Raw genomic sequence first — 25,248 nt, forward strand, 5'->3', positions numbered from 1 at the left:
TCACCTGGACGGCTGATCCGGATGAAATCATCGCCGCCGTCAGGCGTGGGCACCAAGCGTTAGATTCGATCCACTAGGTCCTGCCCCAAGGCATCACTGCTTGTTGGCTTTGTAAGTTGCGTAGAGGTCGTCTAGCTTTGAGAAGACGAATGAACCGAACTCCGGATCGATGCTTTTATCGATCTGCAGGGTGTACTTCGTCTCTGTATCATTGACTTTTGCGAGACGACGCCCATCCGGGTCTTTCCAGAAGCTGAACTCTGAGGGCAAATTCTGTGGAGCTACACGATCCCTCTTTGACAGCTTCGCGAAGAGCGTCAGGAATCTCTCGTCGGATTCGAGTTTCAGAAAGTCTGGTTTCTTGATGATTTCACGGGCTCGGTCGACGCCATTAGCCTCCAGAATAAGTGCAAGGAAGTCCAACCACCTCGGCCTTCCAATACCTGGTGCACGCCCGATTGCATTAATGATATCTGCAGGGATCTTGGTTGCGATAGACACAAGTGACGATAGATCACCCTTCCTGACAGAAAGAGCTGCCATAATCGTCGCGCGTGTGAACTTGCGCTCCTCAAGGGTCGCTGCAAAACGTGCCCGCTCAATGTAGGACAGATCCAGACGCTCGTTGTTCTCCTGCCCCTGGGCAATCACTAAATCTTCATCGCTCAGATCTCTGATGACGGCTCTGACCTTGATGCCCAAGGCTGCCGCGGCGGCAACGCGGCGATGACCAAATGCAATCTGGTACCGCCCCACGATCTCTGGGTGAGGTCGCACAAGGATGGGGACGATTTGCCCCTGGCTCTTAATCTGCTCCTTCAGACTGACCAAGGCGTCATCTGATCTGTCCATTCGGTCAGATACAAAGGACCCATCGATCTTGTCAGTTTCGATCTCGACAACGGTGTGGCCGGACTCGATCTGAGCTTTGAGAGCTGCAATCTCAGCCTCCGATTGCCCCTTCATGTTCTCAAGGGCAGCTCCCATTGCGCCTACAGGAGCGCGGCCTTCAGACATCATCGCAGCGAACCTTGAACGTTTCTCGTCAACGGTCGGCTGCGGTTGCTTTGGCATCTGGACAACCGCCTTAAGGCTTTCTCCCTCGTCGGTTTGTTCCAGGCTAGCCTTCAAAATCGCCTGCAAGTCCCGTGCCATTAGACCCTCCCCCACGCCTGTTTGATAAGTGCTTCAATCTCGCCGTTCACATTGTTCATCGCATCGATCGCGCGGTCGAATGTGGATTTCGTGAATTGCTCTCGTGACACCTCATAAATGGTTTGCTTCGTCAGACCGGCGTCCGAAATCGCGGTGCTCTTTAGCATAGCGTTCGTCAGAACGTGTTGTCCGAACATCGTACGCATGAAGTCGACCATTTGGCTCTGAGGCCCGTCGCCTGGTTCGAACCTAGTGATCAAGTAGCGAGTGAAATCGTACTTCATGCTGCTGCCATTTTCCCGGACGACGCGAAGCATTTCGGAGGCCATCGTCAGGAATTGGCACATCGACATGACATCGAGCATCTGGGGATGAACAGTGACGACCATCGATGTGGAGGCGCTGAGCGCCGCAAGCGTGAGGAACCCAAGTTGCGGTGGGCAATCGATTACGACAACGTCATATCTCTCCTCCACTGCTTTGAGGCTCATGCCGATGCGCTTGAAGAAGGGCGTCGACGGGTTCTGCCGGTCCATCAGCGCCTTAGGCGTCTCGTGCTCGAACTCCATGAGTTCAAGATTTGCTGGGATGATATCGAGGCCAGGGAAGTAGGTTTTCCGGATGATCTCCTCAGGATGTCGCTGTTCCCCATCGTAGCGGATCGATCCGTAGAGAGTCTGGTTCGGATCCAGGTCGAATTCTGGCTGGATTCCATGGAGTGCCGAGAGGCTTGCCTGAGGGTCGAGATCGACAGCCAAAACCCGGTAACCTTGCAGGGCAAGATATTGAGCGAGATGAGCAGAGGTGGTGGTCTTTCCGCTTCCACCCTTGAAATTTACGCAGGAAATGACCTGCAGATGCTCGCTTCCGGTTCGGTGCTTCATGTAACGCCGGTCGGACTTGCCCGTCTCATCAAGGTACTGCCGAAGTGCGTGGAGGTCTTCCAAGCTATACTGCCTCCTCCCATTCGGCAGCATCTCGGCCTGAGGCCCCTTCCCTTCCAAGGAGAGTTGACGCAGGTAGGCATCGGCAACACCGAGGATCTTGGCAGCCTCGCCAGACGTGAACTTGCGAAGTGTTTTGCGAGCGAGCGGCGGATAGAGAGCAAGGCGTTGGGATTGAAGCTGCTTGGAGAGATCCCTTGCATGAATGCCAATCAGTTCATCCACCCACTGGGACTCATCGACGAGTCCCTCAGTTTTCTGCTGCGCGAGAGCCATGGCATTCCTCATGGATACGGAAACGGGCCAAAAAATTAGCTGTTTCCGTAGTTGGCCCTGAAATCCTTTCCAATTTGTTAACATTACAGTCTGGCTGAGGATTTTTTTAACGAGACGTCATTGTATGCAAGCGTTGGGGGCGAATAGGCAGTTTGTAGCTGCAAACTAGGTCTTCCTGGCTAGCCACGAGAGTTGCAGTTTTGGCCCTCTGGATGCCGCCTGCAGATCAGACGTGACCAGCGGGCCAGATATGATCAGTGCGAAGAGTATCGAAACTTTGTTGCTTAGAGGGAGACGAGGTGGGCGTGCAGCAACTGGGCTTGGTTTGCAGCTACAAACATGAAAATGCGCTAGACCCAAGCCGCTAGGGCTCCTTGATGGGCCGACCAACATTTGTGGCTTTGCTAGCAGTTTCCTCCGCGCTACTAGATCTCGTTTGCAGCTACAAACTTCCTAGGTATGCTGCTGAAATCCTACTCTGTGGATTCATCCGCGGTCTTATGGTGTGCAACCTCAAGACCTATGATTGGTCCGCGGTGCAGCTTACAGCCGCAAAGCTTGTCGATGCTATGGAAGGTAGGTCATTGAAACGCATCTGAAGCTTAGGGCGTATCAAGATCAAATCCCAGTGTGCCCTCGCCTCTATGGCTGGTTTGCAGCTACAAACTTGGTTCTCTTGATTGACGCTAGCTGTCCAACGAATAATGGCCTCTTCTGGTAGATCTGCTTTGAGCATGCTCCTGCTCATCGTAGTAGCTGGCTGCCTGCTGGATCGATTTGTTAGGCGATTGGCGCATGGTCCAGTGGCGAGATCCCATCCCGTCCGGCTTGAGTTCTAAAGCCTGGCCGCAGTACGTGGGCGCTGAAATCCGCTAGATCCTCTACGACCATCCGGAAGCGCTTCTTCAGGATGAGATTGATCAGCTGCGAAGCGAGAGCTTTCGCCTCAACGGAGCCGAGCTTTGGGACGTTGCGGAAGATTAATCCTGAAGTGATCTCGGCGAACTACATTCACCCATGCAGGGGCCATAGTCGCCTGCCCTGACGCTAAGACAAAGGCAACCTTGCCCTGCCGCGATCGTCCTTGTGCGACATGCGCCCTTCGAGAATATCGACATTGTCTGACTTGCTTAATCAAATGGCTATAAGCGCTTGAGTGGACCCAGCTGTGCCCTTGCTAATACTCGGCTATTTCAAGTACTTTTCTTAGGTTTAGGGCCCTGTGTTTCCAGACGAGGCACCCCTACCTTGAAAAAACTTCGATGTCTTGAATCCGTTCTTCGTTGATCAATTCTTTACTTGAATTGGACTACGTCGCGCGCAGACGCGACACTGGAGCATGCCTGACTACAAGATACAATATCTGGTGCTTGACCGTTGCGATCCGGATGCCAACATGGCCCGGTTTTACGTACTATCCATTGAGGCGAGCCTGTTCGGTGATGCGGCCCTCATCTGCGAGTGGGGCCGGATTGGCACTTCGGGACATTGCAAGATCGAACTGTACGAAAGTAAGGGCAGAGCGGTCGAGGCTTTTGAGACCTGGCTGCGCCGGAAGCAGAGGCGGGGCTACGTCACGCGGCACCGCTCCCCCTAAATGGACCTTCACACGGCACAAACACAGCCCTTGAGCGTTGGAGTATTTGACAACACTCCTGACTGTTGGCATAAACTCCAACATGAAGGCTGAACTCCTGCTCCCTGAGCGCCACCAGACTGCGGACAACGCTTTCGTCGAACTGCGCGTCTGGCGGGTCCCACACCCGGTGCGCGGGTCGGAGCACGAGTACAAGTACGCGCTGGCCTATGTCGTGAAGGGCATTTGCGTGCTTCGCTACGACAACGAGGCCGGGAAGGGCGATCACAAGCACGTCGGACCGATTGAGACCGGCTACCGCTTCACCACCCCAGCCCAGCTGCTCGCTGACTTCTGGCGCGACGTCGACCAATGGAGACCCGAATGACCACAGTGACCCTTTCCGTTGCATCTCGTGAGGACGTAACCCGGCGCACGCTTGCCGCCTTCGGGGGCGAGGCTCAGGGCGCGCATATCTCGTTCGCTTCCGTCGAACTCCTCTGGCAGACGCTGACGAAGAAGCGCTGGGAGATCCTCAAGGTCATGACAGGGCAGGGCCCTCTAAGAATCCGCGAGATCGCCCGCCGCGTCGATCGTGACGTGAAGGCCGTGCACGGGGACGTTCATGCGCTTCTCGAGGCCGGCGTCATCGACAGGACGGGCGAGGGACTGGTCGTTTTCCCCTACGACGCCATTCACGTCGACTTTATGCTAAAGGCTGCTTGAACCGAGTGAAGAACTGGCGACGCCGGCGCGATCGGGGCTCGCGGAGCCTCCTGGATCGGCCGGCGTCGGGCCTCAAGATCGCGGCAGTCCAGCGGACGAAACCGAGAGAGACCGACGGTCACGTTACGCCCATTATGTCCAAGGAAAAGTCCTCCAGAAGCGTGAGGGGTTTGCCGATTTATCTCTTCGTCCGCGCCGCCTTGGTCATCTTCGCCTACGCGATGAGCTTCGTCCCGCCAGGCTGGCTGAAGCGGGGAGGATGTCAGCTCTCGCCTTGAGCCTCTGGCGGGAGCGCAAGCCCGTGCTTCTTCGCCAAGTCAAGTTGCCTCTTCACTGAGGAGACTGACCATGTGAGGCCGCCGCGTGGAGTCCGCTCCCGCATACGCTCTAGTTGCGCTCCGATGTCGCGCAACGAGAGGCCTGGGTCGGCCATAGCAATGCCGGCGATCAGCGTCATGAGGCGGTCCTCTGGGCTCTTGCGCGGGGCAGGGTGGAGGAGGGCAGGGTCGGCCATGTGCTGCGACACGAGCTTGCCGACGGCGCGCCGCAGCCGGGCCACGGTCCACGTTTGGCCGCTGTTGCCGAGGACGCGAACAACATCCTCCCAGGGGTGCTGCGGGCGCATGCGGCGTACAGTCGGCATCCATCGATTAGCACCGGCGATCAAATCGTCGAGATAAACCTTCTCCCGAGCGAGGGCGATCTTCCGGATCGCGTCCGGTCTGCGCTCACGCATGCCCGGATTTCCCGGTTTCTTGCCCCGTCCCTTCGCGGCCTTGATGCCGGCGCGTGTGCGCTCTGAGATGAGCGAGCGCTCGAGCTGCGCCACAGCACCTAGCACTTGTAAGGAAAATATGCCTTGTGGGGTCGAGGTGTCGATGGGATCACGCAGGGAGCGGAAATGCGCCTTCCTGGCCTCCAAGGTCTCGATCACCTCCAAGAGGTGGCTCACCGAGCGGGCCAGCCGGTCCAGACGCACTACGACCAGCACCTCACCTGGCTTGATCTCCCGAATGAGTCGCACCAGCACCGGCCGTGACCGGCTCGCGCCGGATCCGTGCTCCTGGTAGATCTCGGCACAGCCAGCAGCGCGCAACTCATCGAGCTGAGCATCGTGTGCCTGATCCTCTGTGGAGACACGGGCATAGCCGATCAAGCGAGCTTTCGAGAGGGGAGGGGCCATTAACCGGTTTCCGGAGCCATTTTCTGCCCCTTTGTACACTTTCGTTTGTCACGAGCAACTGATCGTTTGAAGACATCTTTCAAGCCATTCTGTTAACCAGCGGACAAGGGAAGGGCTTCCTTGCAGGCAGCGAAAATGCTTTGAAAACAAGGGCATTAGCGGCTCGGCTGACGACGCGAGGCCGACATAGTCCTCCGCGCTCAGTTCCCAAGCGAAGCCGCTCACGATGCCGCCCGAGAAAATTGCACACTTCCTAAGGCCACGCCGTAGTCAATTCCTGTTTAGCTTCCTCTCCTACCGACCCACCTAGCTATATCAACGGCTTAACTGCCGGGACGAAGCCTGGCTTTCGAAGGCAGGAGGTTCGGAGAACTTGAGTGAGAGAAGCCTCGCTGAAATCGATGCCGCCCCTGCTGTGATGGTGAGGGAAGGGCAGGAGACAGATAACTGCTCGCTGGACATTCACGACAGTCGGAGAGGGGAGGGCAGGTCAGGAGCGAAAAGCGGACCTTCACAAGGCCAAGCTGAAGGGCAGTTCGTGACCCGTTTCAGACATTCAAAGCTGGTATCGTGGTGAGCCGCCAACGCTGTCCAAGTCACGGAGCCCTGGATCGCCGCTCGAATGACGTCTGCACCAGCATCGTCCTGGCCTCATGCACGACAGCACGAGCCACATTACCGAGCACAGGGCTCACAATGCGGCTCTGCTGCCAGAACAGCGGAACATCCAGGGGCCGGTCCGGCCTGAGCGCAACCAGCCTGCCGGCGCGAAGGTGGTCGATCACGAGCGGCTCCGGGTTCATGCCCCAGCCGATCCCGGCCAGGGCCGCATCCACAAAGGCCTGGGACGATGGCAGCCAGTGCAGCGGGGGATGAACATCGGCTCCAAGCACCTGCCGTAGCCACTCTGCCTGGAGCCGATCCTTCTGGTTGAAGATCAGACATGGAGCGCGTACCGCCGCAGCCTCGTTGAAGCCATCCGGAAACCACCGAGCGCAATACTCCGGACTCGCTGTCGCAACATAGCGTTGGGCTCCCAGAGGATGGCAGTCACATCCTTGGATCGGTGTGCTGTGCCCCGTCACGGCCGCCACCACCTCGCCGCGCCGCAGCCAGTCCGCGCTGTGTTCCTCATCGTCCAGCACCAGGTCGAACAGGTATCCTTCGGCCCTCGCCATGGCTTTGATGAACCAGGTCGCGAGACTGTCGGCATTCACGGCAATCCGCAGGGTCGCGGGCTGGCTTTTGGCTTGGAGGCTTGGCAAGCTTGCCTGCAAGGAGCTTTCCAGCAAGGCGACTTGCTCGACATGTTGGCACAGGCGCTGGCCGACCTCGGTTGCCGTGCAGGGCTGCCCCCGAACCACGAGTACGACCCCGAGGCGTTCCTCGAGCAACTTGATCCTCTGCGAGATGGCAGAGGGCGTGACATTGAGCTGTTGCGCAGCGCGCTCGAAGCTGCCGGTTCGGACGACGGCTGCAAGAGCCGAGAGTTGGGCGTAGTCTAGCATGGATTAGAGGCTCTAATGCTGAGTGAAGAAGTTTAACTATCCTAATTATGGCATACCGCTTAAGGAAGGGCGATCCCAACAGCGTTCGCCATGATCAGCCTTCATCTCGTTGGCCTCGTGCGGGTGCTGAGCCTCAGACATGCTGGAAAGTGCCGATGCCGGACATCACCCAACTCGCCCTGTTCTTCGCCGCAGCCTTCGTGCTCGCCATCACGCCTGGACCCGGCATCTTCTACGTTGCTGCCCGTGCCCTCGCAGGCGGTCGGGCGGAAGGCATCGCCTCCAGCTTCGGTACGGGCCTGGGCGGCATGGTTCATGTCCTCGCCGGCAGCCTGGGTGTCTCTGCCATCGTGCTGGCGAGCGCGGAACTGTTCACGGTCCTGAAGCTGTTAGGCGCGGCCTATCTGGTCTGGATTGGCTGGCGGACCTTCCAAGCCGCACGCCGGGACGCGATGGCGGCCTTGGCGGACGGGACTGTGGCACCGCCCGTCGGCGCGCGCCGAGCTTTCCGGGAAGGGGTGCTGGTGGAGGCCCTGAACCCCAAAACGGCCGCCTTCTTCCTGGCCTTCGTGCCGCAGTTCGTGGACCCGGCTGCTGGCAACGTGGCCCTGCAATTCGCCGTTCTCGGCTTTGTCTCCGTTGCCCTCAATACCCTCGCTGATATCGTGGTCGCCTTCGCGGCGGGTGGCATCCGGGCAGGGGCTACGGCCCGTCCCACTCTGATCCGCCGCCTGCGGGAGGGCTCAGGAGCCGCCATGGTCGCACTCGGCATCGGCCTGGCCCTCGCCGGACGCCCGTCGACCTAATATCTATGATCGTGCCGGACCTGGAGAAGGGGAAACAGTGAATACCGAACTTCAACACCTCCTACTTGTCTACGCCACGTATGTCATCGCGGCGGGCAGCCCTGGCCCCAGCAACATGCGCATCATGGGCGTCGCAATGCAGCAAGGCCGCCAGGCGGCACTCACGCTGGCCGCGGGGGTCGTCACCGGTTCCATCTTCTGGGGCATGATGGCGGCAACGGGGATCTCCGTCCTCCTCACCCGCTATGCCGAGGTGCTGACCGCCCTTAAGATCTTCGGCGGCCTCTACCTCTTGTTTCTCGCCTTCAGGGCCGGACGAGCCGCCTTGATCTCGGAAGAGCAAGCCACGGCAGGAGCACCTACGCCCGCTTCATCTAGGACGGCGCTGTACAGGCAGGGGCTGTTGATGCACCTCGGCAACCCGAAGTCCGTTCTGGCATGGATCGCCCTGGTAACGCTTGGTCTTGGCTCTGATGCATCCTGGCAGGGCGTTGCCGTGATCCTTGGTGGATGCGCAGTGCTGAGCGTGACGATCTTTTGCGGCTATGCCGTCTTGTTCTCGACCACGCCGATGGTGCGCCTGTACCGCCGCGCCCGCCGCTGGATCGAGGGCGCCCTCTCTATTATCTTCGGTTTTGCAGGACTGCGCCTGCTTCTGGCCCGCACATGATGACCACACAGGAGACCCTGAGACTGTTCAGCGGCCTTTCGGCCTTTCCGCTGACGCCGACCGATGCCGCAGGGCATCTGCAAGCCGACGTGCTGGGCCGTTTCCTCGAGCGCATCCAGGCGGTAGGGGCGGATTCCATCGGCCTGCTCGGCAGCACCGGCGGCTATGCGTACCTGAGCCGGGAGGCACGCCAGCATGCGGTCCGGGTGGCAGTGGAGTGCGTCGGTGGCAAGATCCCAATCGTCGTCGGCGTGGGCGCGCTCCGAACCGACGAGGCCGAGACGCTCGCCCGAGATGCCAAGGCGGCAGGGGCTGATGGCCTGCTGCTCGCCCCCATGTCCTATACGCCCCTGACCGACGAGGAGGTGTTCCAGCACTTCTCGGCCGTGGCCGAGGCGGGTGGGCTACCCTTGTGCATCTACAACAATCCGAGCACCACGAAATTCGCCTTCGGCGATGACCTGATAGCCCGTCTGGCAAGGCTCCCCAACGTGGCGGCGGTGAAGATGCCGCTGCCGGCGAATGGTGACTTCAACGGCGAGATGGAGCGGCTGCGCGCGATGACCCCTGACGGCTTCGCCATCGGCTACAGCGGAGATTGGGGCGCCGCAGACGCGCTGCTGGCTGGCTGTGACGCCTGGTACAGCGTGGTTGCGGGCCTGCTGCCCGCTCCGGCGTTGGCCCTCACGCGCGCGGCGCAAGCGGGCGATCATCCAGGGGCTGCCCGCATCAACGATGCCTTTCAACCCCTTTGGGACCTGTTCAGGGCATTCGGCAGCTTTCGCGTGATGTACGTGATGGCAGACCTTCTGGGGCTGGCCAGGATCGAGCCGCCGCGCCCGATCCTGGCGTTGCCTAAGGAGGCTCGCAGTCGCGTGGAAGGGGCTTTGCAAATCTTGAAGGATACAGGCAGCTCCATTCCATAAAAGGCTTCCGTTGGTGAACGCGGAAGGTCGCCTTCTGGCAGATTTCGTTGATTTAGTCGGCCAGCGGGAGCGCTGACCGTCTGTTGGGGGCTTTTCAGAGCTGCGGGATTGCCGTGTTCAGCCCAGCGTCTGGGCTCCAGAGCCGGGGGCGGGCTGGTTGGAGGCACATTGTCATGCTCCTACCCCGGCAAAGGTGGGCATAGGCCGCAGCTTGGCAAGCCTTCTCAGGTTCTGCGCGGTGGCCGCCAACAAGAACTCGTCCCTTGCTCCATTCGGCCCACGCAATCTCAGACGCGCCAGTCTCAAGATGCGTTTGAGGTGGGCAAACAGCATCTCGATCTTCTTGCGATGGTGACGGGAGCGCTCGAAGGCCGGTGTGCCGGCCAGAGCACGGGCCACATCGCGCGCATCCTCATCCAGATCGCGTGGGATCCGACGCCGGGGCGTGTTGGGACAGCACCGGGGCTTCAACTCGCACTTCTGACAATCGGATTGCCTGGCCCGGTAGAAACGGACGCCATCCTTGGTGACGCCTGAGCGCCGGTTGGTGAAGTTGCGGCGATACTGCACCAAGCGTTTGCCACCCGGGCAGGTGTAGTGGTCCTGCTCCCGGTCATAGGCGAAGTCGGATCGTGAGAAGGTGCCATCAGTGCGCTGTGACTTATCGAAGACCGGAATGTGCGGCGCGATCTGCTTCTCCTTGACGAGCCAAGCAAGGTTCTCGGCCGAGCCATAGGCGCTGTCGGCTGCCAGATGCTGCGGTTTGAGATTGAAGCGCTCGGCGGCGCGCTCGAGCATGGTTCGGGCGGCCCCAACCTCCGCCTGCCTGATAGCCCGGGTGGCCTCCACGTCGAGGATGATTGCGTGCTGGGTATCGATCAGGTAGTTTGTGGCATAGGCAAAGAAGGCATGCCCCTTGTGAGCCCCCGTCCATTGGGCGGCTGGATCAGAGGGTGAGACGAACTTTGGTGTCACCTCACTGGCGGCTCCGAAGGCGGCATCATCCAGAGTGGCCAGATATTCCTGAACGGCGCGGCTGGCCTCGGCGCCATGATCCTGAGCTTTCCACTCGTCTCCTGGGATGGAGCGCTGCTTGTTAGCGTCAGCCGCAATCAGGCTGGCATCGACTGCAAAGCCTTCTCCACCCACCAGCCCCTCGGCCAGGCAGGGCTCGACCACCGTCTCGAACAGATGGCGCAGGATGTCGCTCTGGCGGAAGCGGCCGTGGCGATTGCGCGAGAAGGTGGAATGATCCGGCACCTTGCCAGCGAGGCCCAAGCGACAGAACCAGCGGTAGGCCAGGTTGAGGTGCACTTCCTCGCACAGGCGTCTCTCCGAGCGCAGGCCCATGCAGTAGCCGACGATGAGCATGCGCATCATCAGCCCGGGATCGACAGAGGGCCGGCCGATAGAGCTGTAGAACGGCCTCAGGGCCGTGCGCACGCTCTCCAGGTCAAGAAAGCGGTCGATGCGGCGCAGCAGGTGATCGGCCGGGACATGGTCGTCGAGGCAGAAGTCGTAAAAGAGCTGCGCCGGAGCTGTCTGGAAGCCCATCATCGTCCTGCCCTCCTCAAAGCGACAGGAGGATGGAATCACGCCAACGCAGCGTATTCAACACCCGACTAAATCAACACTATCGACCCACAACGGACCTTCAAGCATGCGACTGCGAATAACCGCTTAGCGCCGCTTTTCAGACATACTGGCAGCTTTACGAGTTTCAGAGCAGCAGTATCTGCGCGAAGCAGACGGAGACAAGTATGCCAGCCGCTCGGGCGGCGGGGCGAGGATTACGCCGCCCCATTCGCAGACTTGATAGTCACCGCTCTGACTTTGCTATCCGTAGCACTGGAAAGAACACAGCGGCCGCCAACGTCATGCCGCCAAGGACGATCCAAACGAAGGCTGTAGCTGGACCCACCGACAGCGCGCCGATAAGCGCCGTCCCAATTGCAGCACACGCCATCTGCAAGAACCCGAGCAATGCCGACGCGATACCGGCTCTGTCTCCAAAGGGCTCCAGTGCGATCGCCGTTCCGATCGGATTGATAAGTCCCATGCCCGCCACAAACAGCGTGACCGCCGCCATGAAGTGCAGCTGCGTCGGTGCTCCGCTTTGCAGAACAAGCCACAGCCCCCCCACCATGGCGATCAGGATGCCGACCATGCCAACCTTTGACGCGCTCCAGCGGCGGGCCAACGGGGCAGCCATCAGGCCGCTAACGAACACAACGAGGACCGTGGCTGCGAAGAAGATGCTGAGGCCGGTCGCGCCCAAGCCCATGTCGACCATGAGGATCGCGGGCGCCGCGCCGAAGAAGCTATAGAGGCAGCCTATCACCAGGCTTACCGCGAGCGCGGGGAAGATGAAGCGGGGATCGATGGCCAGCGCCACAAAGGTGATGGCGATCGCATGCGAACGCGCCGGGCGCCGCCGTTCGGGCGTGAGCGTCTCTCCGGCGCTCAGCCGATAATGCAGGGCGACCAGAATGCCCGCCACCGCGACAAGCACAAAGGTGCTGCGCCAGCCGAACGCCGCCGCCATTCCCGTGCCAAGCGCCGGCGAAAAGCCGGGCGCCGCAGCCATCGCGATCATCACCAGCGCCAGCGCGCGGGTCAGTTCAGGTCCGTGATAGAGGTCGCGAGCGATGGCGCGGGCCAGAACCGAAGCCGCGCAGGCGCCCAGCGCCTGGACCGCGCGACCGGCGATCAGCACCGGCAACGATGGCGCGAGCGCACAGACGATGCTTCCCGCGGCGAACACGGCCAGTCCGCCAACAACGAAGGGCGCCCGCCCCCAGGCGTCGGCCAGCGGACCGACGAACAGCTGCCCCACGGCGAAGACGATGAAAAAGCTGCTCAAGGTCCAGGCCAGATCGCCAGGAGTCACGCCAAACTCGCGTGCCATCGCCGGAAAGGCAGGCAGCATGATGTTGGTCGCGAGCGCGCCCAGCCCGGCCAGGCTTGCCAGCAGCAGCAGTCTGCCAGCCGTCACCCTATCGTGAGAGCCGGGTGCGATGTCCGGTTCGACGTCAATCCGCGTCGTCACAGTCCACCGGACCGGGGTTCGACGTCGAACACGAGCAGCGTCGACGTAGCCGTGGCGCACAACCGCCCATCGCCATCGTGGAGCGTCGCTTCGGCGAATGCGACGCGCTGCCCGACGGAAATGGTGCGACCTGTCGCACGGACCGTCCCGCTTCGGTCACTGAGACCGCGCAGATACGATACCTTGAGTTCCAGCGTGGTATGCCCCCGGTTGGCATCGAGCTGCGAGTGGACCGCTATGCCGCAAGCGCTGTCGAGCAGCGTCGCCGCATAGCCGCCATGCACCGATCCGAGCGGATTATAGACGCTGCGGTCGGGCGTGCCTTCGAACACCACATGGCCGCGCTCGACCTCGACCAGATCGAAGCCGAGCTTCTCGCCCATTGGGGCCTTCAGGTCGCCCGCAAGCATGGCGCGCAGCTGCTGGAAGCCGTCGGGCCCGCCTTCGCTATCGTTGGCCATATGTTCACCACGGCTCGTGGAAGGGGCGGACCTCGGCGAGGAACGACCAGGCGTCTCGCGGCTGATGCGCGAGATGATGGACTTCGCCCGCGATCGAAGCAGGTGAGATGAAGAAATCGTCCGCTGCCTCGGGCAGGCGCTCGCGCTGCCACGGCACGTCGATCACCGCGTCGATGATGAGATACGCGACGTGCACGCCCTTCGGTCCCAGGTCGCGGGCGAGCGATTCCGCCAGGATGCGCTGCGCGGCCTTGGTCGGTGCGAATCCGGCGAATCCGGCGCGTCCGCGCAGCGCCGAGGTGTTGCCGGTGACGATCAGAGCGCCTTCGCCCGCCGCAATCATCGCGGGCGTCGTCAGCCGCGCGAGGTGGAACAGCGCCATCGCATTGATCTCGAAGTTGCGCTGGAGCGTTTCGGCCTCAATCTCGGTGAAGGTGCCGAACGCGCCGCCGACGGCGTTGTGGACGACGACTTTGGGATTGCCGACCTCGGCAATCGCCCGCTCCAGCGCGGCGGCATCGCTGACGTCACACGGCACTGCGATCGAGTCCGGTATTTCCTTTTCCAGCGTGGCGAGCCGGTCTGCATTCCGCGCCAGCATCGCCACGCGATAGCCGCCCTCGGCAAAGCGACGCGCGATCGCAGCTCCGGTGCCCGGGCCGACACCCGTCACGAGAGCGAGCGGTTTGGTCGTGAGATTGGTCATGCTGCTTCCTCCAAGCGCGCGAGTTCCTCGCGCACGAAATCGAGACGGTCGTTGCCGAAGAACATCGCGTCTCCGACGAAGATTGTGGGTGAGCCGAATACGCCGCGCTCGGCGGCCTCGGCGGTGTTGGCGTCGAGCTGGGCGACGACGTCCGGCGCATCGATCCGGTCGGCTATCCGGCCGGCCTCGATCCCGGTCGTCGCGATCTCCGTGAGAATGTCGTCCCGACCGGCAAGCGTCTTGCCGTCGCTCCAGATCGCCCGGTAAAGCGCCAGGGTGATCGCCGCCGCATCGGTCGGGGATTGCGCCGTTAGGACCGCTCGCGAACAGGCCTCGCCGTCATTTGCGCGCATGTCCGACGGGTTGAGCGGTACGCCATAGCGCTGCGCCCAGCGCGCCAGATCGACGCGCGCATAACGTCCCTTCGCCGCGCAAGTGAGGGTGGTCGGGACGTTGCCCACCAGTTCCATCACCTTGAGGGCCTTCATCGGCCGCAGCGCGATATCGACGTCCATCTCGCGCAACTGGGTATAGGCCATGTAACTGTATGGGCTGAGGAAGTCGTAGAAAAGTTCAATCGGTTGCGTCACCGGCCTGCTCCTGTGCGTTGATCGAGAAGTCGAAATGTGCTGTCGCCCGCGCCAGGGCCGGGGCGGAGTTGAGCGCGGTCGTGGGGAATGGCGACGCCCGTCTCAGTGTCGACGAGCGCCAGAACCAAAGGGCGTCCGGTCTCACGATCGACCATTTCGATGGACGGCGCGCCGAAGCCAGTCGCATCCCAGCGATCGCCCCATTCGCGCAGGGCGACGCTGACCTTCCACAGATCGCGCCCCTTCGGCGTCAACCGATATTCGTCGCGCGGCGGGCGCTCCTGATAGCGCACGCGCTCGACGATGCCATGCTCAACGAGATGTTTCAGACGCGCGGCGAGGGTCGCTGCGGGAATGTCCATATTGGCCCGCAGGTCGTCGTAGCGTCCGAATCCCAGCGAAAGATCGCGGATCACCAGCAACGTCCATCTGTCACCGATCAGCTCAAGCGCTCCCGCGATCGAACAGCGCATTCCGGCAAAGGATTTGGATTTCATAAGACTGGCTCTCGACTAAGTTCAATCATTGAAGTAATGGAGATGCGGGCTAAATGCAAGGGGCGGGATTGAGCGGACGTATTGAGCGCTTGGATCCTTGCTTCGAATTGTCAGGAGAATGCCATCCGCGCCAGCAGAACAGCTACAGGCGTTACGACCGAACTCGTGATGCCGGACGATAGCGACCTTGATGTTGGAGACGTCACGGTCAGGGTCGATTCCTCGACCATCAACTACAAGGACGGGCTGGCGATCACCAATGCATCGCCGGTCATCCAGCGTTTCCCGCTGAGCCCCGGCATCGACCTGACGGGGACGTTCGAGGCATCGGATAGCGCCGAGTTCGCCGTCGACGACAAGGTGGTGCTGAACGGCTGGGGCCTCAGCCAGACATCTCGTGCGTACGTTCGGAAGCTGCCAGCCCGCTTGCGGCCCAATTTCGGACGTTCAACCGCACACATATCAATGTCTGCACCTGGCAGATTTTAATGAAAAACTCCCGGGTGCCGCTGCGTCGGTCTATTACTAGCGTCAGCGTACGAGACCAGGCCCAGCATCCTGTATGCTGACTGCGCAAAAATCGGCCGTTGCGGACTTTTTCAACAGTATCGGCACGTTCCGGAAGTAAGCCGAATTTCTGGAAAGGCGCGACAAGCAGACCTTCATTTGGTTCATCCAACGTTACACTTTGACCCCAAGCGGCCCTTCAGCGATATCTCGTGAGGTCCGATGTGCCGAATCCGTGACGGTCAGATGGATGGTAACCGCGGTCGGATGATGGCGACATGGAAGCGTGCCCCATAGTGAAGCCCGTCATCGTGAATTCATAGGACGGGTTGTGCAGGGATGGCCGAGGCAGTGCCTGCCGCCGATAGAGCGAATGCGGTCTCGACACTATAGAATGCGCGCAGCAATCACAACGGAGGCGACCAGCAGTACCACGACGATCGATAGGGCGAACGGGAGCATGACCCCATAGGCCTCCCGCTCGCGCCGGGGTGTTCCAGCCAGACCGCACACGATCGACATGCGAACCGGCGAGACCATGTTCAACGACAGGGCCGCCGCGTGCTGCAAGGCGATCGCGGCAGCGACGGTTAGGCCGGCCTCTGCCGCGAGGCTGGCCTGGGAAGCCATGAACAACCCGTTGGCGGCGTTGCCGCTGTTGGCGAGGGAGCCGAACACGGCGGAGATCAACGGCGTCGCAACGATCGCCCAACGGTCCAGCGCCGCGAACATTCCGGTGGCCAGGCCCTCCGCGATGCCCGAACCGGACAGGATCTCCGCCATCATCGAGAAATTGACGACGGTCAGGACCGCCAGCCGGCCCGTCTTCCAGGCTGAACCGATCTCGGCTGGGAAGGCGGCTGTGTGGCCGCGCGCCAGTCCTGTCAAAACGGCTCCCACGACCAGCCATGTGCCCGCATGGAATAGTGGCGACCACCCGGGTGCGCCGGGGAAGGGCTGCATTCGGCCCGTTGCCTCGAGAAAGTGGGCAAGAGGCGGCAGGAGCCGGGTCGCGACAAGCCATCCGATCAGCAGCGCGAAGGGAACCATCCGGCGGACCGCAAGGGCAAGCGTGCGTCGGTCGGGACGTTCATCAACCAGATAGCTGCGCAAGGAGCTGGTGGCCTGGGTGCGCAAGGAAATCGGCCCCATCGCGTCCCCCGACCTGATCCAGTTCGCCCCCGGCCTGCCCAAGACGCGCTCAGGAAAAATCATGCGCCGCATCCTGCGCAAGATCGCCGAGGACGAGTTCGGCTCGCTCGGCGACACCTCGACGCTCGCCGACCCCGGCGTGGTCGACGACCTAATCACGAACAGGCAGAACTGAATCAGCATGTGTCTGGAGTGCTGGGTCTCATAGGCAAACCCGGCTCCGAGCTTAATTTGTCTGATGAACTCACGAGAGGGAGGGGGCCGGCTCGGCCGGGGCCGGCCCAATGGGTCAGAACTTCAGGATTTCGCCGTCGGCGGGGACCCGAACACGATCCCGCATGCCGTTCTGCTCGACGTATTCCAGCAGGTCCTTGCGGCTCAACGCCATGTGGTTGACCGCGTCCACGTGGACGGCGACGATGGTGGCGTTCGGTGCGGCCTTGTACGCGCGCAGGACATCGTCCTTGCTCATGATGATCGACCCGACGTAGCCAAGCATGCGAGCTTGGCCGGCGTTCAGGAGGATCACGTCAGGCTTGAACTTGGACAGGCTACAAGGCCAGACATCTCACCCATAGCGCAGAGCGGGTTCGCCGTGCTCACGCGCAGGGCGTCGCGATGATGAAGCGGGCGGGAGCTTTGCGAAAGGTCGGGATCGCGGATCTATGTCCAAAGGGAAGAGACGAGCAAAAACGGTTTCTAGGATACTGCGATTATTTTGCTCGGCTAGATTGGTGGTGTCTCGGTTGAGATAGGTCATTGACGGTCCTCTACAACATTTGAAATTAGGTCCGCTAAGGGGATCCGGCTCAGACACTCGGGTACTTCAGCGTATATAGGCCGGTCTCAACAGGCGGTTCTTAACCCTGATCGAGCTTGGCCGCTAAAACCTCCGAAAGTTCCTTCCATAGAGGGCACTCACGGACAGCCCCGCTCGTAATCGGAACTCGGAGACCCCATGTGAGGGCCATCGGCAGCCCGCGTTCGGGCCGTTGCCGACTGAGAGATCCAATGTGCTCCCGCCCCCAAGGCAGAGGAGCACCCCATGCCTCGCTACTTCTTCCACGTGACAGACGGCTACTTGGAACGCGATACCGAGGGCACGGAGCTACCCGATATCTACACCGCCCAGGATCAGGCGATCCGCACCAGCGGCGAGATCCTGCGCGAGATGGGCGCCAAGTTCTGGAACGGCACCGAATGGAAGCTGGAGGTGGCTGACGAGGAGGGCCAGATCCTGCTCACGCTCCGCTTCTCGGCCGAGGAGCACCCCGCTTTGACCGATCCCTCACGCGACCCGGGCTCTGCTTAGAGGCTCTGTTCCGAGAGGCCGTTCTGCTCAGTGAGATGCAGGTAGTTGGGGTTGAAGCCGCTGAATGCCTTCAGCCTCGCCACGTCCAGAATGACAAGGTGCTTGCCCTTGAGCGTGATCAGCCCGTCACGGCGCAGACGCTGGAGCACCCGGTTCACATGCACGGACGTCAGGCCGGTGGTATCAGCCAACTCGGCCTGGGTGATGGGCAGCTCATACGTGTCACCGTTGGTCAGCCCGACCGTTTCCAACCGCAGCAGCAGCTCGCACAGGAGGTGGGCGACCCGGTGCTCGGCCTTCCGGGCGCCGATGTTGAGCAGCCATTCGCGCAAGGTAGCCTCGTCCACCAGCGCCGCCCACCAGAACGCGCGGGCGATGGCGGGCCGCTCCATCAGCGCCAGGATCTGGGCGCGTGGGATCTTCACCACCGTGCAGGGGGACAGCGTGGCAATGGTGTGATCCATGGCCTTGAGGATGAAAACATGAAGGTCGCAGAAGTCGCCCGGCACCAGGTAGGCCATGATCTGACGGCTGCCATTTGGGATCATCTTGTAGCGGCAGGCGAAGCCGTCCAGGATCAGGTTCACGTCGCTCGGTGCTTCGCCTTCGCGGATCAGATCCACCCGAGGCCCGACGGCCCGGGCCGGGCGGATCACCTCGTCCAGGAGGAGCCTGTCCGCGTCCGGCAGAGGTCCGAAGGCCTCCAGCTTGCGGGTGAGCACGTTCATCATCGGAAAGTCTCCGGAACCTACCAAACTTAAGGTCCGAGCCGTCGTCTCGTTCCAAAAACAGCCTTCTCGGAAATTTGCGTCTAAATACGGCGAAGGCCTCGGGGGAGTGTCCGAGGCCTTGCCCGTGGGGAAGCGACGGGCAGCGTCAGAAGTCCGAGCGCCGTGCTCGACCATCACAGGTCTTGCTCGTGCGCCTGTTGCCGAGCGGCGTCAACAGCTCTGATCCATTCATCCTTGAAGCCATCACCGAGGTCAAACCGCTTGTCCAAAGGCAGCTAGATATAATTCGCGGACATTGTCTCACGCATGCGCGGAGTCGATCCGACAGACTTCCATCGCAACCCTCACGCTCAGCACCCGCTGGTGCTGCTCGCCCCTCACCTCAACAGTGACCTCACGGGGATCTCCACCCGGCAGCCGGTCCCGTCCGATTTCGGCCGCAGCGCTCGCGGCTTGGCGTTCGGCAGCATCAAGGCTCTCAAACTGCAAGTCCTCGTGATCACGGAAGAAGCGGTCTCCTTCTCGCACGTCGAAACAGAACCGCGGCCCTGCGCCCCCACCATCAGATGTCTACAAACCCCGCGAGGAGGGGTTTGTTCGCCTCCGGTAACGAAGGAGACGAGGTTGACGCTGTGCTAGCGTGGCTCGCGTTCCAGGCACAGGAAGGTTGGGTCGAACTCAGCCGTCTCTTGCAAGCGCGGCCAATTCTCAATGACCAGTGTTTCTCCCCGCCAGGTGATCAGGCCCTCCGCCCGCAGCTCCTGGATGATCCGATTGACGTGGACGGTCGAGAGCCCAAGCGTGTCACCCAGCTCGGCTTGGGTCAGGGGAAGCTTGAAGCTGAAGCCTTCGGTGAGCCCGACCACTTGGAGGCGCAGAAACAGCTCACAGAGCAGGTGGGCGGCATGCTCCCGGGCGGACTGGCGCCCGATGGAGACAATCCACTGACGGTGGATGGCCGCATCCACGGCCATGTGCAGCCCCAGCAGTCGGATCAGGTGAGGCTGGGTCTCCGAGATGGCGCGCAGGGCCTCGTGGGGCACCACGCCGACCGTGCAGGGTGTCATGGCCATGACACCATGGTCCATCCTCTTCACCAGGAAGCTGTGGAGGTCGACGAAGTCGCCGGCACGTGTAGGGCTGTGATCTGGCGCTTGCCCTTCCGCAGGAGATTATAGCGTGCGGCAAAGCCTGTGATGAGGAAGAGCCTCTCGGAAGGACGATCCCCCTCCCGCACCAGGTCCTCGCCCTCGGCCCACCGCTCTTTGGCGGACAACGTCCTGCTCCAGAAACTGGCACTCCGCATCTGAGAGGCGGTCGAACTGCTCAAGCTTCCGGATCAGAGCACTAGCTAGCATGAACTTTTCCTAAGGGAAGCACGGGAGCGGGCGGCCAGCTTAGTTCAGATGGAACAGGATGACGAGCAGGGCTGAGCCACACTCTGACACTGTTCCCGAAATGGGCTTCTGCTCAACTATTGAGCGCGCCGCTCAGCTCCTCAACAGTGAAACGAAGCCAGAGCACAGGCTGTCCTGCCGTGTCGGTGACCTCCATGTGCCAGTCTGAGCCCTTCCAGGCTTTGACGCTGTCACTACGGATGATCTCACCGGCGGTCTGGATGGCTTCCTGACGAGCCTCCTCAAGCCCGGACAGCTCGGTTCCTTCCATATCAGGGTGAGCGTGTCCGTTGAAGGTATGAAAGAAATAACGCGGCATCGGGGACTCCACTGCCAACAGGCGGGAGCACAGGTCTCTCAGTCACCGACGCCTGGATCATCCATGCCAGCGATAGTGACTAACGCGTTGGGGATGGGTCTGTTCAGTTCTGCTCTCGGATACCACCTGTGGCCGCATTCGATAAAGAGCGTTCGAAATTTGCACCGACATCGCTCAGGTATCCGGAAGGTCTAAAAATGGCACTTCTCGGAAGAAGGGACGATGTCAGCTTTATGGTGGAACACCGGACGTTCCTCAACGGGCGCCAATTTCTTTGTTTGACCGAGGCCTTGTGAAAACGCGTTTGTAAGCATGCGAATGACGGGCTCTGTTTCGAGGGCGCTGTGATGGTGCGCGGGGGCTGGCCTGTGGCGTTAGACTGCCAGAGCCTTCAGCAGCGGTCCGAAACCCAGGATGTTGATCATCCGCTTCAGGTTGTAGGCCAGCACGTGCAGGCTCATCTCGGTTCTGACCTTCTCCAGGGTCTTCATCAGCAAGTGCGTGCTGCCCATCCAGGCCTTGATGGTCCCGAACGGATGCTCCACCGTCTGCCGGCGAATGAGCATGGCCTCGGGCATCCGCTCGAGCCGGGTCTGCATCCGGTCAAGCACATCCTCGTGCTGCCAGCGCTTCACCCGCTTGTGCTTGTCCGGGGTGCAGCGGGGCTTGAGGGAGCAACTCGGGCACGCCGTCAGATTGCGGTAGTGATCGATCGTGTCCTGCCGGTCTGAGCGCACCGTGCCCTTTGTCAGGTGCTGGCCGGCCGGGCAGGTGTAGCGGTCATGCTCAGCGTCATAGACGAAGTCCTGCCCCGTGAAGAAGCCCCGATTGCTGTTGCCGGAGGTTTGGGTCTTGGGAACATAGGGCAGGACACCGCTGCCCTCGCAGGCCAGCACCTCGTCGCCGTTGTAGTAGCCTCGATCCGCCAATACGGTGAGTTCCTCACAGGCCATCACGTCCTGGGCTTGCTGGCCCATCGCCAGCAGTTGCGTGCGGTCGTTGCCGACATTGGTCACCTCGTGCGCGACGATCAGGTGATGCTCGGCTTCCACCGCCATCTGGACGTTGTAGCCGACGATGCCGGTGCCCTTGCCGCTGGTGGCCATGGAGCGGGCATCGGGATCGGTCAGCGAGATCTGCTGGTCGGGTGCGGCCTCCACCTGCTGCTCCATCTCCCTCAGAGACTGCATTGCCCGGCGCAGGCCTGCGATCTTCTGCTTCAAGCGGGCTGTCCTGGCCTCGGTCTCCGCGCCAGCCTGCCGGTCGGCGCGATCCAGTGCGGCCAGGTAGCGTGCGATGCCAGCCTCGACCTGCTCGATGCGCTTGGCCACCTTGGCGACGGTGAAGTTCTTGTCGCGATTGTTGACGGCCTTGAACTTGGAGCCATCAAGGGCGACGACTGCGCGGGTGAACAGGTTGAGCTGGCGGCACAGCACGACGAACTGGGCACAGGCTGCGCGGATGGCCGGTCCATTGTCGCGGCGGAAGTCGGCGATGGTCTTGAAGTCGGGCATCAGGCGGCCGGTCAGCCAGATCAGCTCGAGGTTGCGCTGGGTCTCCCGCTCCAATCTGCGGCTGGAGGGAACGCGGTTGAGATAGCCGTAGATGTAAATCTTGAGCAGGGTGGCAGGATGGTAAGCCGGGCGGCCTGTTGCCTCCGGTACCACCCCGGCAAAGCCCACGGCCACCAGATCCAGCTCGTCCATGAAGGCCTCGATGATGCGCACGGGATTGTCGGGCGCCACATAGTCGTCCAGGCACTCGGGAAGCAGGGTAGCCTGCCGGCGGTCTTCCCCTTCAACGAAACGCTTCATGCTGCCCTCCGCTGATCAACATCAGCTTAGCAGATTAACGCGTTTCCACACAGGCTGGACCCGGAGCTGACTTTGGCCGATCCCATCTCAATTGGCTGGCGCACAAAACACTCCACGCAGCGGAGTTGGAGCAAGCGGCTTCTTAAGTGTTCTTCAGTATTCGAGCTCACTCTGGGGTGGGGCAGAGCAGCCCTATAGACTGGCTCGTTACTGATTCACTGCGCCAACCGCCGACGGAAGCTTCCGAATACGGTTTAATGATACCCTATCCGGTTCCATCAATGCGCTGACCGGAAATCGCACTCGTCTGCGATGGCTCAGTTCGCGGAGGGAACTGGGCAGCTCACATCGCCTTCCTTGCACTTCAGATAATTCTCGAAGTCTTTGACGCGGGATTGGGTCAGACCGCCCATGCACATCGAAACGAGCATTGGGGCAACGGTTCCTCCGGCAGACGCGGAGGTCTGAAAACTGCACTCCGCGTCGCGAAACCTGACCCAGGCCTGCTGTGCTTGAACGAGAAGCTTCTTGGTAGTGGCATCGTCCTTCAGGCGCGCCTCGATCTGCCGGTAAAGCTCATTGAGCTTCTTGTCAGATTGTTTGAAAGCCGCATCGGCGCAAGCATTCATGGCCACCTGATCCACAGCATTGGCGCACTTGTCCGCAGCCAAGGCGAGAGCTGGCATGGCTAATATCGTGGCAACAGTCAGCATCGCAGTTTTCATCGGCTGTCCCCATGAGGTGGTCAGGGATCACTATCTGCTAGATTGCACCCCAGTCGGTTCCGTAAAGGGCATGCTGCGAAATATACGATCCTGCCCATCAGGGTTTTTTGAACCCAGGCTCCGGCCTCCTCGGGCGTTTTGAACACGGGTGGAGCGAACGGACATCGCAATGGCTGAAACCCGCCTCCAGGTGTCACAGCCCCTTGTGCTCAGGGCTATGGTACTTGTCGTCGAGGCGGACGATCACGCCAGCTAGCTGGCCGTCTGCGAGGACAAGGCTGCCGTCGCTGTCGTGGCCGTCAATAATAAGTACGCGCATGGTCTGGAACGAGATGTCGAGGGCCATGGCGGGAGCAGGTTCGAGCGCCCCGGGCACTCCGGACCGAGGTGACCAGCAGGGTGGCCTGGGCGGTTTCCTCAGCAACCTGGGCAGTGGCGGTGCTCCGGGTCAGGATGATCAGCAGGCGGGCCTTGGGGGCTTCTCGGAAGCCTTGGCGGCGGCGGGCTCGGCGAACTGATGGAGAGCTTCAGGCAGCAAGGCCAAGACGATGTGGCGCAGTCCTGGGTGGGCACGGGACCGAACAAGCCCATCGCCCCCGATCAACTCGAGCAGGCTATCGGTCCCGAGGTGCTCGCGACCTTGACCCAGCAGACCGGGCTATCGCGCGAGGAACTCCTGTCGCGACTCACGACCACCCTGCCCGAAGTCGTGGACAAGTCCACTCCGGACGGGCGCCTTCCCGACACGACGGACGTGCCGCGTTCCTGACACAACCTGGAGAAACCGTATGCGCCTGCCGTCCGTGCTGTTGATGTGCGTCGCGGTGTCCGCATGCGTCTCGTCAGGCGAGCAGCAGGCCAAGCCCATGCCGCCCGCGAACCTGGGATCGAAGCAAGCGACGCCGTCAGCGTCCACGGCGCCGGCATCCGCACCCACGTACACGAGACGCGTGACCTACAGCGACGGCAGGTACGCCCTTCCCGACGGCTCGAACGTGGCTGCCGAGCCGGGTGGCGGGTTTAAGCTGGCAAACGGGGTGGTCGTGCCGCCTGACGGTACGGGCGGGATCATCCTCCCCAACGGGGCACGGTGCGCCTCCGACGGCAACCGCGGCTATCTCTGTCCCTGACCCATCCTCGCGGCTCGGCAATCCGAAGAACCGCCTTCCGGCGGTCCGCTCGACGCTAAGGATCGATCCGGATGGGGAGCTTCATCTGCTGTCTTGGAAGTTTGCGACCGTCTGGCGGGTCATCGACGGTCGGCGGACACCTCCCTCCTTGCAATCCCGGCGATGGATTATGCATTGCAGGACATGGAGCCACCCCATGAACGAGATCCTCACCCTAAGCTTGGCCGCCATGGCCCCAATGGAATGGCCTTCCGGCACCGACGAGATCGAACAGCGTGACGCGACTGATCTCTTCAGGCCCTCGTTGGCCCGTCTTGTGGTCTGGTTCTGAGACCTGCTTAAACGGCTCCACAGGGGCCCTGCGCCGGGCAATGGCCTCGATGTGCTCTCGTGTTCGCGCCTTTCGGGCTTGCGCAGGCAGCGGCAGATCTTCAACGGAGCCTGACACCTGATCTTCATCATGAGGCATCTGGTTTGCCTCCTTCTCACACGTCGAGCCTAAAGACCTTTCCGCGAGAGGTTGCTCGCTAAGTCACAACAGCGATCCAGACTCCCACTCCAGGAGGAACCAGGGTTCAGGAGCTAACAGGTCATCATCGCGCTAAACGTCTCGTTACCCGATCTGTGTGCTCGCCGCTCTGATCCGGATTAAGCGTGGCCGCAGTTTCCTGCCTTAACTGGCACTCAACGGCTCCAAAATCTAATCTGGATCATAGACGCGCTCCCAATACCGCAGGACGGTTGTGGCATGAACCCGGGGAGGCTCCATGCCACGGTACTTCTTTCACCATCGCATCGGCGACCGGATGATGTGGGACCCAGTCGGGCTCGATCTGCCAGACCTGAAGTTGGCCCCTGACCCGGACCGGGCCGCGGCGGTGTGGATGGAGATCCTCGAAGGCCGGATCGAGCCAAACCAGATCCTGGTGGTCACCGATGCCGTCGGGCAGGTGCTGTTCGTCACCGCCCGATGATGTCCGGAACGCAGTCCGGTCCTTGCCTGGGTGGCGCCGCTCGCTTTCGGATCCTTGTGATCTCATATGGAGGTCATCGGTGGCCAGGAGTTCGGGCTGTTGCCGACTGAGAGA

The 25,248-nt window shown here is 61.3% G+C and carries 31 protein-coding genes and 2 pseudogenes; 13 read left to right on the forward strand and 20 right to left on the reverse strand.

The window, feature by feature from the left end; genetic code table 11:
- Positions 1-93 precede the first annotated feature (93 nt).
- Together repB and repA are read right to left on the reverse strand one after the other, a co-directional pair.
- Complete coding sequence (gene repB, locus AC0QTX_RS23845) at positions 94-1,155, reverse strand: plasmid partitioning protein RepB (RefSeq protein ID WP_474606298.1); 1,062 nt, start codon at positions 1,153-1,155, stop codon at positions 94-96.
- Entirely contained in the window at positions 1,155-2,375 is a 1,221-nt protein-coding gene (gene repA / locus AC0QTX_RS23850; protein ID WP_474606299.1) for a plasmid partitioning protein RepA, read from the reverse strand. The genes repB and repA overlap by 1 nt, the downstream gene beginning before the upstream one ends.
- Before the next feature lie 1,339 nt (positions 2,376-3,714).
- On the opposite strand from repA, the gene AC0QTX_RS23855 reads away from it, so the two are divergent.
- The 3 genes from AC0QTX_RS23855 (at position 3,715) to AC0QTX_RS23865 (ending at position 4,677) form a co-directional block, all read left to right on the forward strand.
- Positions 3,715-3,972, forward strand: a complete 258-nt coding sequence (locus AC0QTX_RS23855) for a WGR domain-containing protein (RefSeq protein WP_474606300.1) — start codon at positions 3,715-3,717, stop codon at positions 3,970-3,972.
- A gap of 82 nt (positions 3,973-4,054) precedes the next feature.
- Complete coding sequence (locus AC0QTX_RS23860; RefSeq protein ID WP_474606301.1) at positions 4,055-4,339, forward strand: toxin-antitoxin system TumE family protein; 285 nt, start codon at positions 4,055-4,057, stop codon at positions 4,337-4,339.
- A complete protein-coding gene (locus tag AC0QTX_RS23865; protein WP_474606302.1) occupies positions 4,336-4,677 on the forward strand; it encodes an HVO_A0114 family putative DNA-binding protein in 342 nt (113 codons plus the stop codon). The genes AC0QTX_RS23860 and AC0QTX_RS23865 overlap by 4 nt, the downstream gene beginning before the upstream one ends.
- 262 nt (positions 4,678-4,939) lie before the next feature.
- Here AC0QTX_RS23865 and AC0QTX_RS23870 read toward each other — a convergent pair whose 3' ends face one another.
- Together AC0QTX_RS23870 and AC0QTX_RS23875 are read right to left on the reverse strand one after the other, a co-directional pair.
- Complete coding sequence (locus tag AC0QTX_RS23870) at positions 4,940-5,860, reverse strand: recombinase family protein (RefSeq protein WP_474606303.1); 921 nt, start codon at positions 5,858-5,860, stop codon at positions 4,940-4,942.
- Positions 5,861-6,456: 596 nt separating this feature from the next.
- Positions 6,457-7,368, reverse strand: coding sequence for a LysR family transcriptional regulator ArgP (locus tag AC0QTX_RS23875; protein ID WP_474606304.1), 912 nt, complete (start codon positions 7,366-7,368; stop codon positions 6,457-6,459).
- Positions 7,369-7,523: 155 nt separating this feature from the next.
- Here AC0QTX_RS23875 and AC0QTX_RS23880 point away from each other — a divergent pair, with 155 nt between their 5' ends.
- The 3 genes from AC0QTX_RS23880 to AC0QTX_RS23890 are packed head-to-tail and all read left to right on the forward strand — an operon-like array spanning position 7,524 to position 9,770.
- Positions 7,524-8,174, forward strand: coding sequence for a LysE family translocator (locus AC0QTX_RS23880; RefSeq protein ID WP_474606305.1), 651 nt, complete (start codon positions 7,524-7,526; stop codon positions 8,172-8,174).
- A 37-nt stretch (positions 8,175-8,211) separates the two neighbouring features.
- Positions 8,212-8,844: a LysE family translocator gene (locus AC0QTX_RS23885; protein WP_474606306.1), complete on the forward strand. Its 633-nt coding sequence runs from the start codon at positions 8,212-8,214 to the stop codon at positions 8,842-8,844.
- Between the two features lie 17 nt (positions 8,845-8,861).
- Positions 8,862-9,770 (forward strand): dihydrodipicolinate synthase family protein, encoded by a 909-nt coding sequence (locus AC0QTX_RS23890; RefSeq protein ID WP_474606334.1) that lies wholly within the window; start codon positions 8,862-8,864, stop codon positions 9,768-9,770.
- Positions 9,771-9,941: 171 nt separating this feature from the next.
- Here the strand turns inward: AC0QTX_RS23890 and AC0QTX_RS23895 are convergent, their stop codons facing one another.
- The 6 genes from AC0QTX_RS23895 to AC0QTX_RS23920 all read right to left on the reverse strand — a co-directional run bounded on the left by AC0QTX_RS23895 (position 9,942) and on the right by AC0QTX_RS23920 (position 15,073).
- A complete protein-coding gene (locus tag AC0QTX_RS23895; RefSeq protein ID WP_474606307.1) occupies positions 9,942-11,327 on the reverse strand; it encodes a transposase in 1,386 nt (461 codons plus the stop codon).
- A 262-nt stretch (positions 11,328-11,589) separates the two neighbouring features.
- On the reverse strand, positions 11,590-12,765 hold the full coding sequence (locus AC0QTX_RS23900; protein WP_474606308.1) for a multidrug effflux MFS transporter: 1,176 nt from the start codon (positions 12,763-12,765) through the stop codon (positions 11,590-11,592).
- Positions 12,766-12,815: 50 nt separating this feature from the next.
- Positions 12,816-13,280 carry a PaaI family thioesterase gene (locus AC0QTX_RS23905; protein ID WP_474606309.1) on the reverse strand — a complete coding sequence of 155 codons (465 nt, stop codon included), beginning with the start codon at positions 13,278-13,280 and terminating at the stop codon, positions 12,816-12,818.
- A gap of 4 nt (positions 13,281-13,284) precedes the next feature.
- Positions 13,285-13,986 carry an SDR family NAD(P)-dependent oxidoreductase gene (locus AC0QTX_RS23910; RefSeq protein ID WP_474606310.1) on the reverse strand — a complete coding sequence of 234 codons (702 nt, stop codon included), beginning with the start codon at positions 13,984-13,986 and terminating at the stop codon, positions 13,285-13,287.
- Complete coding sequence (locus AC0QTX_RS23915) at positions 13,983-14,576, reverse strand: DsbA family protein (protein ID WP_474606311.1); 594 nt, start codon at positions 14,574-14,576, stop codon at positions 13,983-13,985. Before AC0QTX_RS23915 ends, AC0QTX_RS23910 begins: the two co-directional genes overlap by 4 nt.
- Positions 14,573-15,073, reverse strand: coding sequence for a winged helix-turn-helix transcriptional regulator (locus AC0QTX_RS23920; protein WP_474606312.1), 501 nt, complete (start codon positions 15,071-15,073; stop codon positions 14,573-14,575). Before AC0QTX_RS23920 ends, AC0QTX_RS23915 begins: the two co-directional genes overlap by 4 nt.
- Positions 15,074-15,241: 168 nt before the next feature.
- On the opposite strand from AC0QTX_RS23920, the gene AC0QTX_RS23925 reads away from it, so the two are divergent.
- Positions 15,242-15,562 carry an alcohol dehydrogenase catalytic domain-containing protein gene (locus AC0QTX_RS23925; protein WP_474606313.1) on the forward strand — a complete coding sequence of 107 codons (321 nt, stop codon included), beginning with the start codon at positions 15,242-15,244 and terminating at the stop codon, positions 15,560-15,562.
- Between the two features lie 405 nt (positions 15,563-15,967).
- Here AC0QTX_RS23925 and AC0QTX_RS23930 read toward each other — a convergent pair whose 3' ends face one another.
- Entirely contained in the window at positions 15,968-16,732 is a 765-nt protein-coding gene (locus AC0QTX_RS23930; RefSeq protein ID WP_474606314.1) for an L-lactate permease, read from the reverse strand.
- On the opposite strand from AC0QTX_RS23930, the pseudogene AC0QTX_RS23935 reads away from it, so the two are divergent.
- A pseudogene (locus AC0QTX_RS23935) lies at positions 16,686-16,907 on the forward strand (AMP-binding enzyme); the annotation flags it as partial. The gene AC0QTX_RS23930 and the pseudogene AC0QTX_RS23935 sit on opposite strands and share 47 nt — an antisense overlap.
- 114 nt (positions 16,908-17,021) lie before the next feature.
- Here AC0QTX_RS23935 and AC0QTX_RS23940 read toward each other — a convergent pair.
- Positions 17,022-17,261, reverse strand: a complete 240-nt coding sequence (locus AC0QTX_RS23940; RefSeq protein WP_474606315.1) for a hypothetical protein — start codon at positions 17,259-17,261, stop codon at positions 17,022-17,024.
- Positions 17,262-17,777: 516 nt separating this feature from the next.
- On the opposite strand from AC0QTX_RS23940, the gene AC0QTX_RS23945 reads away from it, so the two are divergent.
- Entirely contained in the window at positions 17,778-18,044 is a 267-nt protein-coding gene (locus AC0QTX_RS23945) for a DUF6894 family protein (protein WP_474606316.1), read from the forward strand.
- On the opposite strand, the gene AC0QTX_RS23950 is transcribed toward AC0QTX_RS23945, so the two are convergent.
- From AC0QTX_RS23950 to AC0QTX_RS23985, 8 genes and pseudogenes are all read right to left on the reverse strand, one after another.
- Entirely contained in the window at positions 18,041-18,775 is a 735-nt protein-coding gene (locus AC0QTX_RS23950) for a Crp/Fnr family transcriptional regulator (protein WP_474606317.1), read from the reverse strand. The genes AC0QTX_RS23945 and AC0QTX_RS23950 overlap by 4 nt on opposite strands.
- Positions 18,776-19,075: 300 nt before the next feature.
- Positions 19,076-19,306 (reverse strand): annotated as a pseudogene (locus AC0QTX_RS23955) (DUF6894 family protein); the annotation flags it as partial.
- Positions 19,307-19,410: 104 nt separating this feature from the next.
- Positions 19,411-19,848, reverse strand: coding sequence for a Crp/Fnr family transcriptional regulator (locus AC0QTX_RS23960; protein WP_474606318.1), 438 nt, complete (start codon positions 19,846-19,848; stop codon positions 19,411-19,413).
- Between the two features lie 20 nt (positions 19,849-19,868).
- Positions 19,869-20,051, reverse strand: a complete 183-nt coding sequence (locus AC0QTX_RS23965; RefSeq protein WP_474606319.1) for a hypothetical protein — start codon at positions 20,049-20,051, stop codon at positions 19,869-19,871.
- Between the two features lie 194 nt (positions 20,052-20,245).
- The gene (locus AC0QTX_RS23970; RefSeq protein ID WP_474606320.1) at positions 20,246-20,491 is read right to left on the reverse strand and encodes a DUF6894 family protein; all 246 of its coding nucleotides are present in this window, start codon (positions 20,489-20,491) and stop codon (positions 20,246-20,248) included.
- A 374-nt stretch (positions 20,492-20,865) separates the two neighbouring features.
- On the reverse strand, positions 20,866-22,305 hold the full coding sequence (locus AC0QTX_RS23975; protein ID WP_474606321.1) for an IS1182 family transposase: 1,440 nt from the start codon (positions 22,303-22,305) through the stop codon (positions 20,866-20,868).
- Positions 22,306-22,622: 317 nt separating this feature from the next.
- A complete protein-coding gene (locus AC0QTX_RS23980) occupies positions 22,623-23,030 on the reverse strand; it encodes a lysozyme inhibitor LprI family protein (protein WP_474606322.1) in 408 nt (135 codons plus the stop codon).
- Between the two features lie 193 nt (positions 23,031-23,223).
- Positions 23,224-23,376: a hypothetical protein gene (locus AC0QTX_RS23985; protein WP_474606323.1), complete on the reverse strand. Its 153-nt coding sequence runs from the start codon at positions 23,374-23,376 to the stop codon at positions 23,224-23,226.
- Positions 23,377-23,547: 171 nt separating this feature from the next.
- Here AC0QTX_RS23985 and AC0QTX_RS23990 point away from each other — a divergent pair, with 171 nt between their 5' ends.
- From AC0QTX_RS23990 to AC0QTX_RS24005, 4 genes are all read left to right on the forward strand, one after another.
- Positions 23,548-23,799 carry a YidB family protein gene (locus tag AC0QTX_RS23990; RefSeq protein ID WP_474606324.1) on the forward strand — a complete coding sequence of 84 codons (252 nt, stop codon included), beginning with the start codon at positions 23,548-23,550 and terminating at the stop codon, positions 23,797-23,799.
- Between the two features lie 55 nt (positions 23,800-23,854).
- Entirely contained in the window at positions 23,855-24,160 is a 306-nt protein-coding gene (locus AC0QTX_RS23995) for a hypothetical protein (RefSeq protein ID WP_474606325.1), read from the forward strand.
- Positions 24,161-24,356: 196 nt separating this feature from the next.
- Positions 24,357-24,491, forward strand: coding sequence for a hypothetical protein (locus AC0QTX_RS24000; protein WP_474606326.1), 135 nt, complete (start codon positions 24,357-24,359; stop codon positions 24,489-24,491).
- Positions 24,492-24,927: 436 nt separating this feature from the next.
- Positions 24,928-25,134 (forward strand): DUF6894 family protein, encoded by a 207-nt coding sequence (locus AC0QTX_RS24005; protein ID WP_474606327.1) that lies wholly within the window; start codon positions 24,928-24,930, stop codon positions 25,132-25,134.
- The last annotated feature ends 114 nt before the right edge of the window (positions 25,135-25,248 follow it).

The sequence above is a fragment of the Microvirga sp. jy35 genome (assembly GCF_056148915.1).

What these genes read in the sequence shown, in the direction of transcription:
- repB (WP_474606298.1), bottom strand. Translation starts at nt 1,155, where the DNA reads ATGGCACGGGACTTGCAGGCGATTTTGAAGGCTAGCCTGGAACAAACC.
- AC0QTX_RS23950 (WP_474606317.1), bottom strand. Translation starts at nt 18,775, where the DNA reads ATGATGAACGTGCTCACCCGCAAGCTGGAGGCCTTCGGACCTCTGCCG.
- AC0QTX_RS23960 (WP_474606318.1), bottom strand. Translation starts at nt 19,848, where the DNA reads ATGGCCATGACACCCTGCACGGTCGGCGTGGTGCCCCACGAGGCCCTG.
- AC0QTX_RS23865 (WP_474606302.1), top strand. Translation starts at nt 4,336, where the DNA reads ATGACCACAGTGACCCTTTCCGTTGCATCTCGTGAGGACGTAACCCGG.
- AC0QTX_RS23925 (WP_474606313.1), top strand. Translation starts at nt 15,242, where the DNA reads ATGCCGGACGATAGCGACCTTGATGTTGGAGACGTCACGGTCAGGGTC.
- AC0QTX_RS23920 (WP_474606312.1), bottom strand. Translation starts at nt 15,073, where the DNA reads ATGAAATCCAAATCCTTTGCCGGAATGCGCTGTTCGATCGCGGGAGCG.
- repA (WP_474606299.1), bottom strand. Translation starts at nt 2,375, where the DNA reads ATGGCTCTCGCGCAGCAGAAAACTGAGGGACTCGTCGATGAGTCCCAG.
- AC0QTX_RS23895 (WP_474606307.1), bottom strand. Translation starts at nt 11,327, where the DNA reads ATGATGGGCTTCCAGACAGCTCCGGCGCAGCTCTTTTACGACTTCTGC.
- AC0QTX_RS23880 (WP_474606305.1), top strand. Translation starts at nt 7,524, where the DNA reads ATGCCGGACATCACCCAACTCGCCCTGTTCTTCGCCGCAGCCTTCGTG.
- AC0QTX_RS23855 (WP_474606300.1), top strand. Translation starts at nt 3,715, where the DNA reads ATGCCTGACTACAAGATACAATATCTGGTGCTTGACCGTTGCGATCCG.
- AC0QTX_RS24005 (WP_474606327.1), top strand. Translation starts at nt 24,928, where the DNA reads ATGCCACGGTACTTCTTTCACCATCGCATCGGCGACCGGATGATGTGG.
- AC0QTX_RS23970 (WP_474606320.1), bottom strand. Translation starts at nt 20,491, where the DNA reads ATGCCGCGTTATTTCTTTCATACCTTCAACGGACACGCTCACCCTGAT.
- AC0QTX_RS23945 (WP_474606316.1), top strand. Translation starts at nt 17,778, where the DNA reads ATGCCTCGCTACTTCTTCCACGTGACAGACGGCTACTTGGAACGCGAT.
- AC0QTX_RS23870 (WP_474606303.1), bottom strand. Translation starts at nt 5,860, where the DNA reads ATGGCCCCTCCCCTCTCGAAAGCTCGCTTGATCGGCTATGCCCGTGTC.
- AC0QTX_RS23905 (WP_474606309.1), bottom strand. Translation starts at nt 13,280, where the DNA reads ATGGCCAACGATAGCGAAGGCGGGCCCGACGGCTTCCAGCAGCTGCGC.
- AC0QTX_RS24000 (WP_474606326.1), top strand. Translation starts at nt 24,357, where the DNA reads ATGAACGAGATCCTCACCCTAAGCTTGGCCGCCATGGCCCCAATGGAA.
- AC0QTX_RS23990 (WP_474606324.1), top strand. Translation starts at nt 23,548, where the DNA reads ATGGAGAGCTTCAGGCAGCAAGGCCAAGACGATGTGGCGCAGTCCTGG.
- AC0QTX_RS23875 (WP_474606304.1), bottom strand. Translation starts at nt 7,368, where the DNA reads ATGCTAGACTACGCCCAACTCTCGGCTCTTGCAGCCGTCGTCCGAACC.
- AC0QTX_RS23975 (WP_474606321.1), bottom strand. Translation starts at nt 22,305, where the DNA reads ATGAAGCGTTTCGTTGAAGGGGAAGACCGCCGGCAGGCTACCCTGCTT.
- AC0QTX_RS23930 (WP_474606314.1), bottom strand. Translation starts at nt 16,732, where the DNA reads ATGGGGCCGATTTCCTTGCGCACCCAGGCCACCAGCTCCTTGCGCAGC.
- AC0QTX_RS23860 (WP_474606301.1), top strand. Translation starts at nt 4,055, where the DNA reads ATGAAGGCTGAACTCCTGCTCCCTGAGCGCCACCAGACTGCGGACAAC.
- AC0QTX_RS23985 (WP_474606323.1), bottom strand. Translation starts at nt 23,376, where the DNA reads ATGGCCCTCGACATCTCGTTCCAGACCATGCGCGTACTTATTATTGAC.
- AC0QTX_RS23980 (WP_474606322.1), bottom strand. Translation starts at nt 23,030, where the DNA reads ATGAAAACTGCGATGCTGACTGTTGCCACGATATTAGCCATGCCAGCT.
- AC0QTX_RS23910 (WP_474606310.1), bottom strand. Translation starts at nt 13,986, where the DNA reads ATGACCAATCTCACGACCAAACCGCTCGCTCTCGTGACGGGTGTCGGC.